A 17,082-nucleotide genomic window follows, 5' to 3' on the forward strand; every position below is an offset into this window, starting at 1 on the left:
GACTAGAGCGGGTGCTCGGTATAAAACCGGCCGCCATGGAACAACAGCGGTGACGCGCCAAGCCGGTGCGCGCAGCGTTCCACTTCGCCCACAAAAATGACATGGTCACCTTCTTCATAGCGGCTGCGGTTAAAGCACTCGAACGTGGCGGCAGCACCTTCCAACAATGGGGCGCCACTCGCACCCAGAGCGAAGGCGACACCCTGATAGCGGTCCACATCTTTGGCGGCAAACTGGCGTGCCAAATCTTGTTGGTCTGCACTCAGGATGTTGATGGCGTAATGCGAGCCCGCACTGAACGCAGCCATGGAGCCCGCACTGCGCGCCAGACTCCACAGTACCAAGGGCGGTGCCAGTGACACAGAGTTAAAGGAGTTGGCGGTCAAGCCCACCAATTCGCCTTCGGGCGTGCGGGCGGTGACAATGGTGACACCCGTCGCAAACATGCCCAAAGCCTGGCGAAACTGCGGAGGTGAAAAATCGGGAGGCCGCGCTTGCGGTGACGTGGTTTGGGAACGCATCCCCGCAATTTAACTGGTTTTGGCTGCGGTATCGGTCTGCAAGCCGTCAATTGCCTTGGCCGGCTGGCATCCTACAATGCTGCCATGCGCTTTCAAACCTGTGCCTCCATGATATTTGCTATGTTTTCCATAGCTGCTCACGCAAATATTACAAGGGCTTGCGTCGACTATGCCTCCAAGATCCCGAGTGTGACGCCGGCCTTGTGTGAGGCTTCGGGTATGCGTGACATGCAAGGGCGCTCGGTCAGGGGACGCACCTTGTGGGGAACAGATATCCAACCCCCTGATGCCAACTTCCGTGTCTTGGTGGTAGGCGGTATCCATGGCGATGAAATGTCCTCCAGCTCACTGGTGTTCCACTGGATCAGCCTCGCGCAGACCCCACCATCGGACATGTCCATGTCCATCCATTGGCGTTTCATTCCCTCCTTGAATCCGGATGGGTTGTTCGCCAAACCCTCCCGTCGTACCAATGCCAGCGGCGTGGACCTGAATCGCAACTTCCCCACGCCCAACTGGGCGCGCGACGCGCGTGTTTACTGGGAGTCGCGCACCAAACGTGATCCCCGTCGCTGGCCTGGCAACAAACCCTTGTCGGAGCCCGAGTCCCGCTTTATGTTGGAGCAGATGGACAGCTTCAAGCCAAACCTGATCGTGAGCGTGCATGCGCCGTACGGCGTGCTGGATTTTGATGGCCCTTCAGTTCCCCCCAGCAAGCTGGGGCGTTTGTACCTGGACCAAGTGGGAATCTTCCCCGGCTCCTTGGGCAATTACGGAGGTATCCACAAACGGGTCCCTGTCGTCACTATTGAGCTGCCCAGCGCCTCGCGCATGACACAGGATGCCGAGACGCGGCAGATGTGGATGGACTTGCTGCGCTGGACCTCCGAGCGCCTGGGGCCCGCCCAGGTAGCCAAAACGCCCTGAACGCTGCCATGCTGGACGTCCTCATCATTGGCGCAGGTTTGGGCGGTCTGGCGGCGGCGATTCGCCTGCGCTCCAGTGGGGTGCAGTCTTTGCAGATACTGGAGCGCGCGCAGGAGGTAGGTGGCACGTGGCGCGACAACGTGTATCCGGGCTGCGCGTGTGATGTGCCCTCGCACATGTACTCGTTCTCTTTCGAGCCCAACACCGAGTGGACGCGGCGTACCCGCAGCAGGCCGAAATACAAAACTACATCCTGCGCGTAACGGACAAGTACCAGCTCCGGCCCTTGATCCGCTTCGGTACGGAGGTCACGGCTTTGCAATGGTTGGCGGAGTCACGCTGCTGGCGGGTAGAGGTTGCCGGTGGCGAGCCCTTGCAAGCACGCCATGTTGTGCTAGCCACGGGCCCCCTGAACAAGCCGTTGGTGCCCGATATTCCAGGTGTTCAAGACTTTGCTGGCGTGGCTTTTCACTCAAACCAATGGCGCCATGACGTGGACTTGCAGGGGCAGCGTGTAGCCGTGGTGGGTACGGGGGCCAGCGCGGTGCAATTTGTGCCCGAGATTGCCCAGCAAGCCAGCCAAGTGCACGTGTTCCAAAGGACCGCCGCCTGGGTGCTCCCGCGTTGGGACCAGCCCTATGGTGTGCTGAGGCGCTGGGCCTACCGCTGGGTACCCGGCCTCCAGCGGTTGAGCCGTTGGCGGGTCTATTGGTTCAACGAAATGGTGGGCATGGGGTTTATGGGCTCCCTGCGCATGCAGGCGCTGCTGCGCAAATTGGCACTGCACCATCTGGCGCGCCAGGTCCCGTCGCCGGCCATGCAAGCTGCACTGACCCCAAATTTCAATCCCGGCTGCAAACGCTTGTTGATATCCAACACCTGGTTCCCGACCCTGCAGCAGCCGCATGTTCAGCTGCATACCCAGGCGGTGGTGCGCGTAACACCGCAGGGGCTGGTGGGGGCTGACGGCACGCTCACGCCTTGCGATGTGATCGTGTGGGGTACTGGTTTCAAGGCCACGGAATTTGTGGCACCTATGCAGGTGTTTGGAGAGGCACAGGAAGGTGTGGTGCCAGAGTTAAGTGCCCAGTGGCGCACGGCACCGGCCGCTACCAAACTGGGCATCACGGTGGCGGGCTTTCCCAATTTGTACCTGCTGGTGGGGCCCAATACCGGTCTGGGGCACAACTCGCTGATTTTTATGATCGAGTGCCAGATGGATTACATCGTGCAGGCTCTGCAGCACCTGCGTCGCTCCGGGCAGCAGGTACTGTGCCTGCGTGCTGCAGTGGCGGATGCCGACTACTGCGAATTACAGGACAAGATGAAGGGCACCGTGTGGGCCTCAGGCTGCCACAGCTGGTACCAGAACGCGCGAGGACACATTGACACCTTGTGGCCGGGCTACACGTGGCAGTACTGGCTCCAAACTCGCCGTTTCAAGGCCGAGGATTACCTCTGAGGCCTAAGCGGCGGACTTGAGCTGCCCCTGTGCCTTGTCCAGCCAGACCTGCAGGTTGTCCAGCAACCCCTGCTGGCTGAACGAACAGCTCTCTTCGCTGAACAAAGCGCTGGACTCGAGCCGGTCCAGCAATTGCAGCAACACCTCTCGGTAACGCGGCCCAAGGGTTTCCAGCAAAACCTCTTGGGAGCGCGCCAACTCTGACAGCCCATGCGCTGCCAGCCCGCCGGAGCGTAGCTGGGTCAGGCCGTCCTGCAAGGTTTGCCATTGCGCAAGCGCAGACATGGGGAGTTAGTGGCCCAAGATCTTGGAGAGGAAGTCGCGGCTGCGCTCGTTCTGCGGATTGTTGAAGAACTCGTGTGGCGTGTTCTGCTCCACGATCTGGCCTTGGTCCATGAAGATGACGCGGTCTGCCACGGCCTTGGCAAAGCCCATTTCGTGGGTTACGCAGATCATGGTGATGCCCTGGCTGGCCATCTCAATCATCACGTCCAGCACTTCCTTGATCATTTCAGGGTCGAGGGCTGAAGTTGGCTCGTCGAACAGCATGATCTTGGGCTTCAGGCACAAGGCGCGGGCAATCGCCACGCGCTGCTGCTGGCCCCCGGAAAGTTGCAGCGGGTACTTGTTGGCTTGATTGGCGATGCGAACACGTTCCAACTGGACCATGGCCTTCTCTTCGGCCTCTTTCTTTGGCATTTTGCCGACCCACATGGGGGACAGCGTCAAGTTCTCCAGCACCGTGAGGTGCGGAAACAGGTTGAACTGCTGGAAAACCATGCCGACTTTTTTGCGCACGTCGTCGATGGCTTTCACGTCGTCGGTCAGCTCTACGCCATCCACGATGAGGTTGCCCTGTTGGTGTTCTTCCAAGCGGTTGATGCAGCGAATCATGGTGGACTTGCCGGAGCCCGATGGGCCGCAGACCACAATGCGCTCGCCTTTGGTAACGGTCAGGTCAATGTCGCGCAGTACGTGGAAATTGTTGCCGTACCACTTGTTGACTTTGTTGAAGGTGATGATGGGTTCAGACATATTCGTTCCTTAGCGGAGTTTGCTTTTGTTGACTTGCTTTTCGATCCACAGGCTGTAACGCGACATGGAGAAGCAAAACACAAAATAGATGAGTGCGATGAAGATGTAGCCTTCAATCTTGAAGGGGCGCCAGTCGGAGTCCGAGTTCAGGGCCAAGCTCATGGCACCGGTCAGCTCATACAAGCTCACGATGGTGACCAGCGAGGTGTCCTTGAAGGTGGAGATGAAGTTATTCATGATGCCGGGCACGACCATGGCCAGTGCTTGTGGCAACACAATCTTGCGCTGGGTCTGCCAGTAGCTCAGGCCCAAAGTCGCAGCGGCTTCAATCTGGCCCTTGGGCACTGCTTGCAGGCCACCACGAATCACTTCTGCCATGTAGGCGGCAGCAAACAGGGTGATACCCGCCAGCACACGCACCAGCACGTCAATATTGAACCCTTGGGGCATCAGCAGCGGAAACATGAACGATGCCATGAACAGCACCGAGATCAACGGCACACCCCGGATCAGCTCCACATAAATGGTGCAAAAAGTCTTGATGGCGGGCAGCTTGGAGCGGCGCCCCAAGGCAATCAGCAAGGCCAGGGGGAATGCCATAGCCATGGACAGCGAAGACAGCAGCAAGGTCAATGGCAGGCCACCCCAGCGGTCGGTCTCGACCACGGACAGCCCGAATTTGCCGCCGTACATCACAACAAAGAAAAAGCCCAGCACCAGCACCCAGGCCAAGCCCAACCATGCCTTCCAGAACATGCGCATGCAGCTGGCGACCAGCAAGGCACACAACAACACGGTGGAGACCAGCGGACGCCACTGCTCTTCAAAAGGATAGCGGCCGAAGATGATGATGCGGAATTTCTCCGTCACCACACCCCAGCAGGCACCTGCACGGTCTGCATGGCAAGCCTCGGAGTTGGCGGCCCATTTGGCATCCACCAAGGCCCAGCCGAACAAGGGCGGCACGATATACAACAGGATGGCACCCACAATCAGCGTACTGATGGTGGTTTGCCAGCTGCCGAACAGATTGGTACGAATCCAGGCCACAGCGCCTTCCGTTTTCACGGGGGCGGGGCGCGCAGCGATAGGTTCAAAAGTAGTTGCGCTCATGGTCGGTCTTTAACGTTCTTTGATGGCAGAGCGGGTGTTGTACCAATTCATGGTGATGGACGTGAACAGCGATGTGCTCAGGTACACCAGCATGATGATGGCAATACATTCCACGGCGCGGCCGGTCTGGTTGATGGCCGTGTTGGCAATCGACACCACATCGGGGTAACCAATGGCCACAGCCAAAGACGAGTTTTTCGTCAGGTTCAGATACTGGTTGGTCACGGGCGGGATGATCACGCGCAGCGCTTGCGGCAGCATCACCAGACGCATGGTCTGGCCCCGGCTCAAACCCAGGGCCGCTGCTGCTTCAGACTGGCCCAGTGCCACGGATTGGATACCGCCACGCACCACCTCGGAGACGAAGGCCGCGGTGTAAATGGTCAGCCCCAGCAGCACCGACAGGTACTCGGGGGTCAATGCGCCACCGTTCTCGATGGCAAATTCGCCTTGTACAGGCATGTTCAGCGCAGTAGGCGCGCCACCCAGCAGCCAGCCCAGCACACCCATGCCAATCACAATGCCCAAGGGTGCAAGCACCATGCTGCGGGCTTTGCCGGTTTGTTCAAACGCCTTTTGGGCATACACCCGGTAGGCCCACGCAGCGACAACCCCCGCCAGCAGGCCCCAGGCGCCCCACACATGTCCGGACGCCCATTCTGGAATGGGGAAGTTGATGCCACCCTTGCTCAAGAAGAAGGGGCCCAACACCCAAGGCTCATTGGACGCAGGCAGCACCTCGGTAAACATCAGGTACCACATCAGCAACTGCAGCAGCACCGGAATGTTGCGGAAGAACTCCACATACGCCGCGCAAATCCCGCGGATCAGGGCGTTGCGTGAGAAACGGCCCACACCGATCAAGGTACCCAAAATCGTGGTGAGGATGATGCCAACCACCGCAACGCGCAGGGTGTTGACGAATCCAACGAGGTAGGCCCGCCAGTACGACTCACCCGAGTCAAAGGCAAAAAGACTCTCGCCAATATCAAACCCAGCGGGGTTGGACAAAAAGTCAAAACCACTCTGGATGCCGCGCAACTTCATGTTGGTGGTGGTGTTGTGGGCGAGGTAGAGCACCGTTACCAGCACCACGATGATGGCGATGGCCTGGTACAGCAGCCCGCGGAAAGCCTGGCTGCGCCAGGACCACGACTTTTTAGGAGGAGAGGAGGGTGTGGACATATCAGCCCTTGGGTTCACTTGAAAAACGCGCATTAACTGAAAAGGGCAGCGCATGATGTGTGCGGCTGCCCTTTTGTGGTGCGCAACGCCGGGTTACAGCGCCGCGCTAACCGCTATTAACGGACTGGGGGAGCGTATTGCACGCCGCCCTTGTTCCACAGGTTGTTCAAACCACGTGGCAGTTGCAGGGCAGACTTGGGGCCCACATTGCGTTCGAAGATTTCGCCGTAGTTACCGGTAGTCTTCACAGCACGTGCCAACCATTCCTTGTCCAGACCCAACAACTTGCCGGTGTCTTCCTTGGAGCCCAGCAAGCGGCCAATCACGGGGTCTTGGCTGCTGGTCTTCAGGTCGTCCACGTTGGCTGCGGTAACGCCAGCTTCTTCAGCTTCCAGCAAACCGTACACAGTCCACTTCACAATGGCGGTCCACTCGTCATCGCCACGGCGCACCATGGGGCCCAGGGGCTCCTTGGAGATCAGCTCTGGCAGGATCATGTGGTCAGCAGGGTTCTTGGCAACCTTGTTACGGGTAGAAGCCAGGCCGGAAGCATCGGTGGTGTACGCCACGCAACGGCCGGAGAAGTAAGCACCTTCAGCGGCTTCGAGCTTTTCAAACACGATGGGCTTGATGTTCAGACCATTGGCCTTGGAGTAATCGGTCAGGTTCTTTTCGGTGGTGGTGCCGGATTGCACACACACGGTCTGGCCTTTGAGCTGCTTGGCGCTCTTGAGCTTGCTCTTCACGGGGACCATGAAGCCTTGGCCGTCGTAGTACGTCACGGCGGTTTGGGACAGGCCCAAGGATGCATCACGGGTCAGGGTGAAGGTGGTGTTGCGGGACAGGATGTCCACTTCGCCAGACTGCAGAGCGGTGAAGCGGGCCTGTGCGTTCAGGGGAACGTACTTGACCTTTTCACCATCGCCGAGCACTGCGGCGGCCACAGCGCGGCACACATCCACGTCCAAACCTGTCCACTTGCCGTTGGAATCAGCTGCACTGAAACCGGCCAGACCTGTGTTCACACCGCACACCACTTGACCACGCGCTTTGACAGCGTCGAGGGTTTTGCCAGCAAATGCAGGAGCGGCCCATACGGCGCCCAACGCGGCGACCACAGTAGCCAGGGTTTTCAGTTTGTTGATGCTCATAAATAGTTTCTCCAAATAAATGAATCAGCAGGGTGCACCACATTGGTGTCTGCCACCCGATTCTGACGCTGAACTGTAGCGCCGGCGGGCTGACGCCCTCATACGGGTTTACCATCGAGATGGATGCAAAAAAGTCATAACCTGATTCTTTGGCACCCAAGCTCCCAGTGCCAGATAGTTAGCAGAAACCATGCCACGAACGCCCGTTTCCGGAGCGTGGCCATGGTTCTTTCGCATAAGGTTATGCGCTTTGTGATGCGGCTGTGGTGCGCGCGCCGCACAGGGCAGAATCCAGCCCATGCGCACCTCTGAAGATCTCTCCTTGGGCAAACCCCTGCAAGGCTGGCGCCTGCGGCTCTACACCATCATTTTTGAGGCAGACACCCGTGCCGGCCGCTTGTTTGACCAATGGCTCATAGCGGTCATCCTTATCAGTGTTGCGGTGGTGGTGGTCAGCAGCGTCCAAGGGGTCGATACGCGTTACCACGGGTGGCTCAACGCCCTGGAGTGGCTGTTTACGGTGGCATTTACGCTCGAATACCTGGCGCGTCTGGCCTGCGTGCGCCACCCCATGCGTTATGCGCTGAGCTTTTATGGCGTGATTGACTTGCTGGCTTTGCTGCCCACCTATGTGGCCCTGCTGGTGCCCGAGGTGCACGCCCTGATTGATGTGCGTATCTTGCGCCTGCTGCGGGTGTTCCGCGTATTCAAGCTCACCGCCTATGTGTCCGAATACCAGTCGCTGGGGCGTGCCTTGGCTGCGAGTCGGCGCAAGATCATGGTGTTTCTCTCGGCCGTGCTGATGATTGTGCTGGTCATGGGCACGCTGATGTATGTGGTGGAGGGCCCGGCCAACGGCTTCACCAGCATTCCCACCGCGGTGTACTGGGCGGTCACCACCATGACCACCGTGGGTTTTGGCGACATTACCCCCAAGACCGACCTGGGCCGCTTCATTGCCTCTTGCATGATGTTGCTGGGTTGGGGCACCTTGGCCGTGCCCACCGGCATCGTCACCGCCGAGATGACGGCCCGCCGCGCCGCTGAGCCGACCACCACCCGCACCTGCCACGAATGCCTGACCGAGGGCCACCTGCCCGAGGCCCGCTACTGCCTGCACTGCGGCGCCCACTTGCCCGCCTACCTGCGCGAAAACCCCTGACCCCCATAACCACAAGGAGACACCATGTTCGAAACCGCTATCGCCGGCAGCCTGCCCAAACCCGCTTGGCTCTCGGAGACCGAAAAACTCTGGCCCCAGTGGAAGCTGGCCGGCCCCGAACTGCAACAAGCCAAGGCCGACGCCACGCTCTTGTGGATCAAGGCCCAGGAAGACGCCGGGCTCGACGTGGTAGGCGACGGCGAGCAAAGCCGCCAGCACTTTGTGCACGGCTTTCTGGAGCAGGTGGACGGCATCGACTTTGAAAACAAGGTCACCATGGGCATTCGCAACAACCGCTACGACGCCCAGGTGCCCCAGGTGATTGCCGCGCTGCGGCTCAAGGGCCGCGTGCATGCCTTCGAGGCCCAACTGGCCCGCGCCCACACCAAGAAGAAGCTCAAGTTCACCTTGCCCGGCCCGCTGACGATTGTGGACACCGTGGCCGACCGCTTCTATGGCGACAAAAAGAAGATGGCCTTCGCCTTTGCCGAGCTGCTGAACCAGGAAGCCCTGGCGCTGCAGGCCGATGGCGTGGACATCATCCAGTTCGACGAGCCGGGCTTCAACGTCTACATGCAAGACGCGGTGGACTGGGGCGTGCAGGCGCTGGAGATTGCCGCGCGTGGCCTGACCTGCACCACCGCCGTGCACATCTGTTACGGCTACGGCATCAAGGCCAATAACGACTGGAAAGAAACCCTGGGCCAGGAGTGGCGCCAGTACGCGCAGGTGTTTCCTGCGCTGGCGGCCAGCAGCATCCAACAGGTGAGCCTGGAGTGTTACCAGTCGCATGTGCCGCCCGACCTGATGGCACTGCTGAAGGACAAAGACGTGATGGTGGGCGTGATCGACGTGGCCAGCGATGTGATTGAAACGCCCGAGCAGGTGGCCGATACCATTGGCGTGGCGCTGCAGTACGTGCCAAGCAACCGCATCTTCCCTTGCACCAACTGCGGCCTGGCCCCCATGAGCCGCGAAGTGGCCACCAAAAAGCTGGAAGCCCTGGCCCAAGGCGCTGCCTTGGCGCGCCAGCGTTATGGCCAGACCGCTGGCAGCGCGCCAGCATGACCCCGCGCACCTTGCCCGAGGGGCGCCCGCTGGACTTGGGCTTCGTGCCCGATGCCACCAAAGCCATCATCGGCGTGCTGCAGGCCGAGGTGGCCCGCCAGCGCCTGCCCGGCGGTGTGGCGCTGGTGGCGCGCGCGGGCCAGGTGCTGCTGCACAGCGCCTTTGGCCAACAAGACCCGCAGCGCGGCGTGCCCATGGCGCGCGACTCCATTTTCCGCATCTACTCCATGACCAAGCCCATGGTCTCGGTGGCGGTGCTGCAGCTCATGGAGCGCGGCAAACTCTTGCTCAGCGACCCGGTGTCCAAACACCTGCCCGAGTTTGCTGGCGTGCCTGTGGCGCACGATGTGTTTGGCACCATGGCGCTGCAGCCGCCACTGCGCGAACCCACCGTGCATGACCTGCTGCGCCACACCTCGGGCCTGACCTACGAAATCCTGGGCAACGACCCCATCCAGCTGCAGTACGCCAAGGCCCGCCTGGGCATGCGTGACATGCCCAACCGCGCCTTTGCGCAAACGCTGGCGCGCATACCTTACCGTTTCGAGCCCGGCACCGTGTGGGAATACAGCCGTGCCACCGACCTGCTGGGCGCGCTGGTGGAGGCGGTCAGCGGCCAAACGCTCGGCGAGTTTTTGTACGACAACATCATCAGCCCGCTGGGCATGGTGGACACCGGTTTTGCCGTGCCCCCCGAGCACCACCACCGCATTGCCGAGCCGTTTGAGAAAGACCCCGATGGCGCCATCCCCATGCGCCTGCTGGACCCGCGCAAGCCCCCCGTCATGGAGGCCGGTGGCGCCGGTTTGGTGTCCACCGCGGCCGACTACGCGCTCTTTTTGCAGGCCCTGCTGGATGGTGGCACCCTGGGCAACGCCCGCTTGCTCAGCCCCGCCACCGTGCGCAGCATGACGGCCGACCACCTGGGCGATATCGCCCCCTACCGCGCAGGCCGCTCTGGCGAGCTGCCGCCGCCCGGGCATGGCTTTGGCCTGGGCTTTGCGGTGCGGCTGCAAGACGGCATCTCGCCCGTCAGCGGCAGCAAGGGTCTGTACTACTGGGGCGGTATTGCGGGCACCACGTTTTTTGTGGACCCCGCCAAAGACTTCTTCGCCATCCTCATGGTCCAGGCGCCCAACCAGCGCGACTACTACCGCCCGCTGTTCCGCAACTTGGTCTACGCCGCGCTGAACGACTGAGCACCTTGGCAGGCCCAGGGTAGGGCGGTTTTGTGCCAAATATGCCTCTAGAGCCCATGGAATAAGCGCGAGCAGCTCCTGAATTGATAGCGTGGAGTTGGGCTATGCTCAGTCGGACTTTTCCATCGGCCTCCCCACCCTGAATACCCCATGCTCACCGGCGACCTCAAAAGCAAAATCGACCAGATCTGGAACGCCTTCTGGTCCGGCGGCATCGCCAACCCCATCGAAGTCATCGAGCAGATCACCTACCTGCTCTTTCTGCGCCGCCTGGACGACCTGCACACCCTGGAAGAAAACAAGGCTACCCGCCTGAAGAAGCCCATGGAGCGCCGCATCTTTCCCGAGGGCAACGACCCTCGTGGCCGCGCCTTTGACACCCTGCGCTGGAGCCGCTTCAAAAACGAAGCGCCCAGCGAGATGTTTGTCATCGTAGGCGAACACGTCTTCCCCTTCTTGCGCACCCTGGGCTCGATTGAGACCACCTACGCCCACCACATGAAGGACGCCCGCTTCACCATCCCCACGCCTGCGCTGCTGGCCAAGGTGGTGGACTTGCTGGACGCCGTGCCCATGGAAGACCGCGACACCAAGGGCGACCTCTACGAATACATGCTGGGCAAAATCGCCAGCGCCGGGCAAAACGGCCAGTTCCGCACGCCGCGCCACATCATCCAGCTGATGGTGGAGATGACCGCCCCCACACCCACCGACACCATTTGCGACCCAGCAAGCGGCACCTGCGGCTTTTTGGTAGCGGCGGGCGAATACCTGCGCGAGCAACACGCCACGCTGTTCCACGACGCCAAGCTCAACAAGCACTTCAACCATGGCCTCTTCCATGGCTACGACTTTGACAACACTATGCTGCGCATCGGCAGCATGAACATGATGCTGCACGGCGTGGACAACCCCGCCATCACCTACCGCGACTCACTGGGCCAGGAGCACGGCGCCGAAGAAGGCCGCTACAGCCTGGTGCTGGCCAACCCGCCCTTTGCCGGCAGCCTGGACTATGAAAACGTCGCCAAGGATTTGCTGCAAACCGTCAAGACCAAGAAGACCGAGCTGCTGTTTCTGGCCCTGTTCTTGCGCCTGCTCAAGCCCGGTGGCCGCGCCGCGGTCATCGTGCCCGATGGCGTGTTATTTGGCAGCAGCACCGCGCACAAAACGCTGCGCAAAATGCTGGTGGAAGACCAAAAGCTCGACGGCATCGTCAGCCTGCCCGGCGGCGTGTTCAAGCCCTACGCGGGCGTGAGCACCGCCATTTTGTTCTTCACCAAGACGAATAGCGGCGGCACCGACAACGTCTGGTTCTACGACATGTTGGCCGACGGCTACAGCCTCGACGACAAACGCCAGCCGCTCTTGCCTGAAGACAAATTAGGCCTCCAGCCCGCACGGGATGTGCGCAACCAGCTATCAAAAGAAGAGCATGCCAAAAACAACCTGCCCGATGTGCTGGCCCGCTGGCGCACTCTCCACCCCTCCTCCGTTCGGGCTGAGCCTGTCGAAGCCCAGTCTCCCGAGCTAACCCGCCCTCGCACCGAGCAAAGCTTCTGCGTGCCCAAGGCCGACATCGCCGCCAACGGCTACGACCTGAGCATCAACCGCTACAAGGAAGTGGTGCATGCGCAAGTGCAGCACCGTGCGCCATCAGACATCTTGGCGGAGCTTGCCAAGCTGGAGGATGAGATTGCTGCGGGGATGAAGGCGTTGGAGGGGATGTTGAAGTGAGCTCCCCGATGGCCACAGTTGGCGCGGTACTTCAGTCCATTGTTTCGGGCAAGAGTATTCAAACGATGGAGCGCCCGGCGCAAGCCGGCGAGTTCGGCATTCTCAAAGTGAGTGCGGTAACTTGGGGCGAATTCCGGCCCCATCAAAACAAGGCAATGCCTGCAGATTACGACCCGGGAGATTGCCCACGCCCGATGGATGGTGACATATTGATTTCTCGTGCAAATACGCGCGAGCTGGTTGGTGCGCCTGTTTTGGTTCGCGGTGATCACCCGCAACTTCTGCTCTCGGACAAGCTGTTAAAGCTCATTCCCGACAGTGCTCTTGTTGACCGCGAATATCTTGTTCGTGCCTTGCGTTTTCCTGCAGCTACTGCGCACTTTTTCAAATGCGCTGGTGGTTCAAGCGGGTCAATGACGAACATTACTCAGGGCGATATTCGTTCTGCGCCTATACCGCTCCCACCGCTGGAACAACAACGCCGCATCGCCGCCATCCTGGACCAGGCCGAAACTCTCCGAACCCAACGCCGCCAAGCCCTGGCCCACCTCGACACCCTCACCCAGTCCCTATTTCTCGATATGTTTGGCGACGATGCGCAGGGTGCGCCTAGGTTTCCCGTTGCCGTGCTGGTTGATGTGCTTGAAACGCCGCTGCAAAACGGTGCCTACTACCCGAAAGAGGAATACACCGAAGAGGGCGGCGTTGAGATGGTCCACATGAGCGATGCGTTCCAAGGCATCGTCCAGCGTGGCGGCCTAAAACGCGTGAATTGCTCAGGTGCGGATTTGAAGAAGTATTCCCTCGGTATGGAGGACATATTGCTGGCACGACGTTCGCTCACTTATGAAGGCGCTGCAAAACCATGCCTTATTCCGCCAGCGACTGAGCCGTTGTTGTTTGAGTCTTCGTTCATTCGAGTCACACCTGACAGAGCAAAGTGACCTTGCCCCCGAAAAACGTACTTCTTAGCTGATGGATAAAAATCAGTTCAAGGAGAACGAAATGGGTGAAACGAAACGACGGGCCAAGTACACGCTGGAATACAAGATGGAGGCGGTGCGGCTGGTCAAAGGTGGTCAGGCGGTATCCGTCACTGCCAAGATTCTGGGCATTCCCAAAGCAAGCCTGGACAACTGGGTCAGGCTCAGCACCAAAGGTCAGCTCAAGGGCGCTGGCGACAAACCAGTGAGTCCAGAGCAAATGGAACTGGCCCGACTGCGTGCCGAACTGGCTCGGGTCAAGATGGAGCGCGACATCCTAAAAAAAGCGACGGCGTACTTTGCAAGGGAATCTCTGTGAAGTACGCCTGGATTGCCAGCTTCAAGACTCGCTGGCCTATCACGCTGGTTTGCGACGTACTGGGCGTCAGCGCCAGTGGCTACTTTGAAAATGTGCGGCGCAAGATGCTGGACAAGCCCGCCAAGCCCGCCAAGCCCGGCGCGTCGGGCCGCATGAGCGACGAGCGCCTGCTGGTTGAAATCCGTGCCATTCATGCAGAGGTCAGAAAGGAATACGGTTGGCCAAAAATGTGGAAGGAACTGGTGGCACGCGGTCACCGCGTGGGCAAGGAACGGGTACGCCGACTAATGCAGAAGCATGGCATCCGTGCGCGATGCAAGCGTAAATTTGTTGTCACCACTGACAGCAAGCATCACTTGCCTATCGCCCCAGATTTGTTGCAGCGCAACTTCACCCCGAGCGCTCCCAATCAGGTCTGGACGGGTGACATCACCTACATCGCCACTGACGAAGGCTGGTTGTACTTGGCCGCCGTCATAGACCTGTTCAGCCGCCAAGTGGTGGGTTGGAGCATGCAGCCGCACATGCAAAGCAGCCTGGTGACAGACGCTTTGAAAATGGCGTGGTTTAGACGGAACCCCGCACCGGGCCTTATCTTTCATTCCGACCGAGGCAGCCAATACTGTGGCCATGAGTTTCAGGACACGCTCAAGGGCTACAAGATGAACAGCTCCATGAGCCGCAAGGGAAACTGCTGGGACAACGCGCCTACTGAGAGTCTGTGGGGACGATTGAAAGTGGGACGACTGTATGGTCAGAAATTCGCTACGCGCCGAGAGGCCATGGACGAGGTGATTGACTGGTTGACGTTCTACAACCACCGACGACTTCATTCCACATTGGGCTACGTCAGCCCGATGCAGTTTGAGAAAAGCTGGGACGCGGCACAGCTATTGAAGGCCGCATAATTCGATGGCTAAGCGGTACGTCAAACAGGGGCAGGTTCAAAGCTCTTACCGCTGTACATGTTTCACTACCTGAACAACGAGACCATTCGCGACAAGCGGGTGCGGCCATTCGTAACGCAGTCAACGATTTCCGGTATCAACCAATCGAATCTGGAGCGAGTGCCAGTCGTAGTCCCCCCGCTCCCCCTCCAACAAACCTTCGCCACCCGCATCCAAGCCATCGAAGCCCTCAAAGCCACCCACCGCGCCGCCCTGGCCCAGCTAGACGCCCTGTTCGCCTCGCTGCAGCAGCGGGCGTTTGCGGGGGAGTTGTAGTTTTGCTACTAAAAGAGGAGCTGCTTGCGCTTTATCCATGAGGGCTATAGGAGAATTTGAGCCTTAAGTTAAAATCTAAGCCTGCATTCAGACAGAGCCAGCCGCGGGATGCGGCGAAGGAGATTCCCGTGGCCACCACCCCTAACAACCCCATTCACAGTCTTTTGACCCGACTCGGTTCGGCGGGCGTGCCTGCGGGGTTTGCGCGCATGGCCTTGCCTGCCTGGTGGGACGATGAGATTGCCAAAACCAAGTCCGGACTGCAGCAAGCGCAGATGTATTTCGCCCGGGCTTTTCATATTGATTTGGTGAGCCTTGCCCAATCGACCGGCCCGGTGCAGTTTCAAGAAACCCAGCGTAAATTCAAGCTAAGCCGCAATGTGGCGGAGAGCGATGTGTCCGTTAGCGCGCACTTTGCGACTGCCATGGCTAATCTGGCCTTGGTGGGCGCTGGTGCACAGCAATCGGTGGTGCCAAAAGACCCGGTGGCACTGCGCGCTTCGATTTTGCAGAAGCACAGTTGTGTGAGTCTGCCTGCTCTGCTGGCTTGGTGCGCTGAGGCCCATATTCCCGTGTTGCATATTCACCAGCTGCCTGGCAAGAAGATGACCGGCTTGGTGGTGCGAGAGGATGGTCGTTTTGCTATTGTCCTGAGCAAAAAGGGAACCCCTGCACACTTGCTGTTTCACCTTGCGCACGAACTAGGTCACATTGCCAATGGACATTTGCAAGGCAATGGTTTCGTGGCGGATGAAAAAATCGGTGGCACAGATGCGGGTGATGCGGATGAGAAAGAAGCTGATGCTTACGCCATTCGACTTCTAAACGGCCGAGAAGTTAGCTATGGCCCGGGCGCCAGCTCGGTCATTCGTAATGGGGCCGCTCTATACAAGGCGGCCCTGGCAAAGGCGACTCAAGAGCGCATTGATGTGGGTCACATCATTCTGAATTACGGTAATGCACAGAAAAACCATGCGCTGGCTAATGTGGCGCTCAAATCTATTCCCGGCGAGTCGGATGGCATCAAAGTAGTGAATAGCGCTTTCTTCCAAACACTGGATGCTGGCAAGCTTTCTGACGACCAGTTTGAACTACTGAAAACGGCTACTGGCTACAGCGCATAACTGCGTTTCCCAATGACGCCGGCACCTATGCGCAAAGTTGTCTTGGCGGACAACGACATCATTCACAAGCTGGCATGTTGTGGCCTGCTGCAAGAGCTTTTGCAGTGGCTCGGGGTTCCGCCGGCGGAGGTTTGGGTGTTGCCTTCCATGCGCTTTATGTTGCGCAAGAAGCTGAAGGCAGATGCTGCAGCTTTGGCAGATTTGGAGCAATTTCTCTTGCAAGTGTCTGACCTGCCTGCAGCAGACATCAACATGCTGGCGCTTTTCCCCCTAGAGATGGATGTGGGCGAACGGCAAATGTTGGCCATTCTGGTGAACACGCCAGAGGTAGAACACATGGTGACAGGTGATAAACGCGCACTCCGTTTGATTGGCGGCATGTGTGCCAACGATCCTGCGCTGAATCAGCGATTGAATCAGGCGCGCGTGGACTGCCTAGAGTCCATCATGCTGGCGTTTATCGAGCAATTGGGATTTGAGGCGGTCAATGCCAAAGTGCTGGGTGGGCTCAAATCCGATACCGTGTTGCAGGCGGATTTCGGAGCCAGAAGCTGGAAACCCACTGCCGGGAGTCACTAACCCACTACCTGATGGACGTTCGTCGCGAAGCATCTTTTTTACCTGGCACTTTGGGGTTTGGCGAAGTGGGCAAAGCTTGAATATGGTCTTAACTTTGCGCTTTAGCGAGCGTGTTGATTTTCAAAAAATCAATAGAAACAACGACTTATAAAACATTGAATTGCAGTTGATGCTGGGAAAGCAGTGCTTTAGCCCCGGTTTCGCCACCCGCATCCAAGCCGTCGAGTCCCTCAAAGCCACCCGCGCCCCTGGCCCAGGTAGATGCCCTGAACGCCCAAGCAGCAATACGTAACT

The 17,082-nt window shown here is 59.2% G+C and carries 18 protein-coding genes; 12 read left to right on the forward strand and 6 right to left on the reverse strand.

Annotated features, from left to right (window positions below):
* Positions 1–2: 2 nt before the first annotated feature.
* Positions 3–521: a flavin reductase family protein gene (locus U5O12_RS08550; protein WP_322578224.1), complete on the reverse strand. Its 519-nt coding sequence runs from the start codon at positions 519–521 to the stop codon at positions 3–5.
* 219 nt (positions 522–740) lie between these two features.
* Here U5O12_RS08550 and U5O12_RS08555 point away from each other — a divergent pair, with 219 nt between their 5' ends.
* From U5O12_RS08555 to U5O12_RS08565, 3 genes are read left to right on the forward strand one after another with little or no spacing between them, the layout of a single operon-like run.
* The gene (locus U5O12_RS08555; RefSeq protein WP_322578225.1) at positions 741–1,448 is read left to right on the forward strand and encodes a M14 family murein peptide amidase A; all 708 of its coding nucleotides are present in this window, start codon (positions 741–743) and stop codon (positions 1,446–1,448) included.
* A gap of 8 nt (positions 1,449–1,456) precedes the next feature.
* Positions 1,457–1,711: an NAD(P)-binding protein gene (locus U5O12_RS08560; RefSeq protein ID WP_322578226.1), complete on the forward strand. Its 255-nt coding sequence runs from the start codon at positions 1,457–1,459 to the stop codon at positions 1,709–1,711.
* Positions 1,657–2,910 carry an NAD(P)/FAD-dependent oxidoreductase gene (locus U5O12_RS08565; RefSeq protein ID WP_322578227.1) on the forward strand — a complete coding sequence of 418 codons (1,254 nt, stop codon included), beginning with the start codon at positions 1,657–1,659 and terminating at the stop codon, positions 2,908–2,910. Before U5O12_RS08560 ends, U5O12_RS08565 begins: the two co-directional genes overlap by 55 nt.
* Positions 2,911–2,913: 3 nt before the next feature.
* On the opposite strand, the gene U5O12_RS08570 is transcribed toward U5O12_RS08565, so the two are convergent.
* From U5O12_RS08570 to U5O12_RS08590, 5 genes are all read right to left on the reverse strand, one after another.
* Positions 2,914–3,195: a hypothetical protein gene (locus U5O12_RS08570; protein WP_322578228.1), complete on the reverse strand. Its 282-nt coding sequence runs from the start codon at positions 3,193–3,195 to the stop codon at positions 2,914–2,916.
* A gap of 6 nt (positions 3,196–3,201) precedes the next feature.
* Complete coding sequence (locus U5O12_RS08575; RefSeq protein WP_322578229.1) at positions 3,202–3,945, reverse strand: amino acid ABC transporter ATP-binding protein; 744 nt, start codon at positions 3,943–3,945, stop codon at positions 3,202–3,204.
* 9 nt (positions 3,946–3,954) lie between these two features.
* The gene (locus U5O12_RS08580; RefSeq protein ID WP_322578230.1) at positions 3,955–5,058 is read right to left on the reverse strand and encodes an amino acid ABC transporter permease; all 1,104 of its coding nucleotides are present in this window, start codon (positions 5,056–5,058) and stop codon (positions 3,955–3,957) included.
* 9 nt (positions 5,059–5,067) lie between these two features.
* Entirely contained in the window at positions 5,068–6,243 is a 1,176-nt protein-coding gene (locus tag U5O12_RS08585) for an ABC transporter permease subunit (RefSeq protein ID WP_322578231.1), read from the reverse strand.
* Positions 6,244–6,359: 116 nt separating this feature from the next.
* Positions 6,360–7,394 (reverse strand): amino acid ABC transporter substrate-binding protein, encoded by a 1,035-nt coding sequence (locus tag U5O12_RS08590; protein WP_094475815.1) that lies wholly within the window; start codon positions 7,392–7,394, stop codon positions 6,360–6,362.
* 298 nt (positions 7,395–7,692) lie between these two features.
* On the opposite strand from U5O12_RS08590, the gene U5O12_RS08595 reads away from it, so the two are divergent.
* The 9 genes from U5O12_RS08595 (at position 7,693) to U5O12_RS08635 (ending at position 16,788) form a co-directional block, all read left to right on the forward strand.
* Positions 7,693–8,556, forward strand: a complete 864-nt coding sequence (locus U5O12_RS08595) for an ion transporter (RefSeq protein ID WP_322578232.1) — start codon at positions 7,693–7,695, stop codon at positions 8,554–8,556.
* A 24-nt stretch (positions 8,557–8,580) separates the two neighbouring features.
* Positions 8,581–9,624 (forward strand): methionine synthase, encoded by a 1,044-nt coding sequence (locus U5O12_RS08600; RefSeq protein WP_322578233.1) that lies wholly within the window; start codon positions 8,581–8,583, stop codon positions 9,622–9,624.
* Positions 9,621–10,823 (forward strand): serine hydrolase domain-containing protein, encoded by a 1,203-nt coding sequence (locus U5O12_RS08605; protein WP_322578234.1) that lies wholly within the window; start codon positions 9,621–9,623, stop codon positions 10,821–10,823. The genes U5O12_RS08600 and U5O12_RS08605 overlap by 4 nt, the downstream gene beginning before the upstream one ends.
* A gap of 150 nt (positions 10,824–10,973) precedes the next feature.
* On the forward strand, positions 10,974–12,560 hold the full coding sequence (locus U5O12_RS08610) for a class I SAM-dependent DNA methyltransferase (protein WP_322578235.1): 1,587 nt from the start codon (positions 10,974–10,976) through the stop codon (positions 12,558–12,560).
* An 8-nt stretch (positions 12,561–12,568) separates the two neighbouring features.
* Positions 12,569–13,504 (forward strand): restriction endonuclease subunit S, encoded by a 936-nt coding sequence (locus tag U5O12_RS08615; protein ID WP_322578236.1) that lies wholly within the window; start codon positions 12,569–12,571, stop codon positions 13,502–13,504.
* A gap of 61 nt (positions 13,505–13,565) precedes the next feature.
* Positions 13,566–14,770, forward strand: a protein-coding gene (locus U5O12_RS08620; protein ID WP_322578237.1) for an IS3 family transposase whose coding sequence is annotated in 2 segments (ribosomal slippage) — positions 13,566–13,821 and positions 13,821–14,770 — 1,206 coding nt in all. Because the reading frame shifts where the segments join, the coding sequence is not laid out codon by codon here.
* A 57-nt stretch (positions 14,771–14,827) separates the two neighbouring features.
* Positions 14,828–15,085 (forward strand): hypothetical protein, encoded by a 258-nt coding sequence (locus U5O12_RS08625; RefSeq protein WP_322578238.1) that lies wholly within the window; start codon positions 14,828–14,830, stop codon positions 15,083–15,085.
* 275 nt (positions 15,086–15,360) lie between these two features.
* Positions 15,361–16,209, forward strand: coding sequence for an ImmA/IrrE family metallo-endopeptidase (locus U5O12_RS08630; RefSeq protein WP_322578239.1), 849 nt, complete (start codon positions 15,361–15,363; stop codon positions 16,207–16,209).
* Positions 16,210–16,236: 27 nt separating this feature from the next.
* Positions 16,237–16,788: a hypothetical protein gene (locus U5O12_RS08635; protein WP_322578240.1), complete on the forward strand. Its 552-nt coding sequence runs from the start codon at positions 16,237–16,239 to the stop codon at positions 16,786–16,788.
* Positions 16,789–17,082 lie beyond the last annotated feature (294 nt).

It is taken from the genome of Rhodoferax sp. (assembly GCF_034519335.1).
In the GTDB taxonomy this organism is placed as follows: Bacteria; Pseudomonadota; Gammaproteobacteria; order Burkholderiales; family Burkholderiaceae_C; genus Allorhodoferax.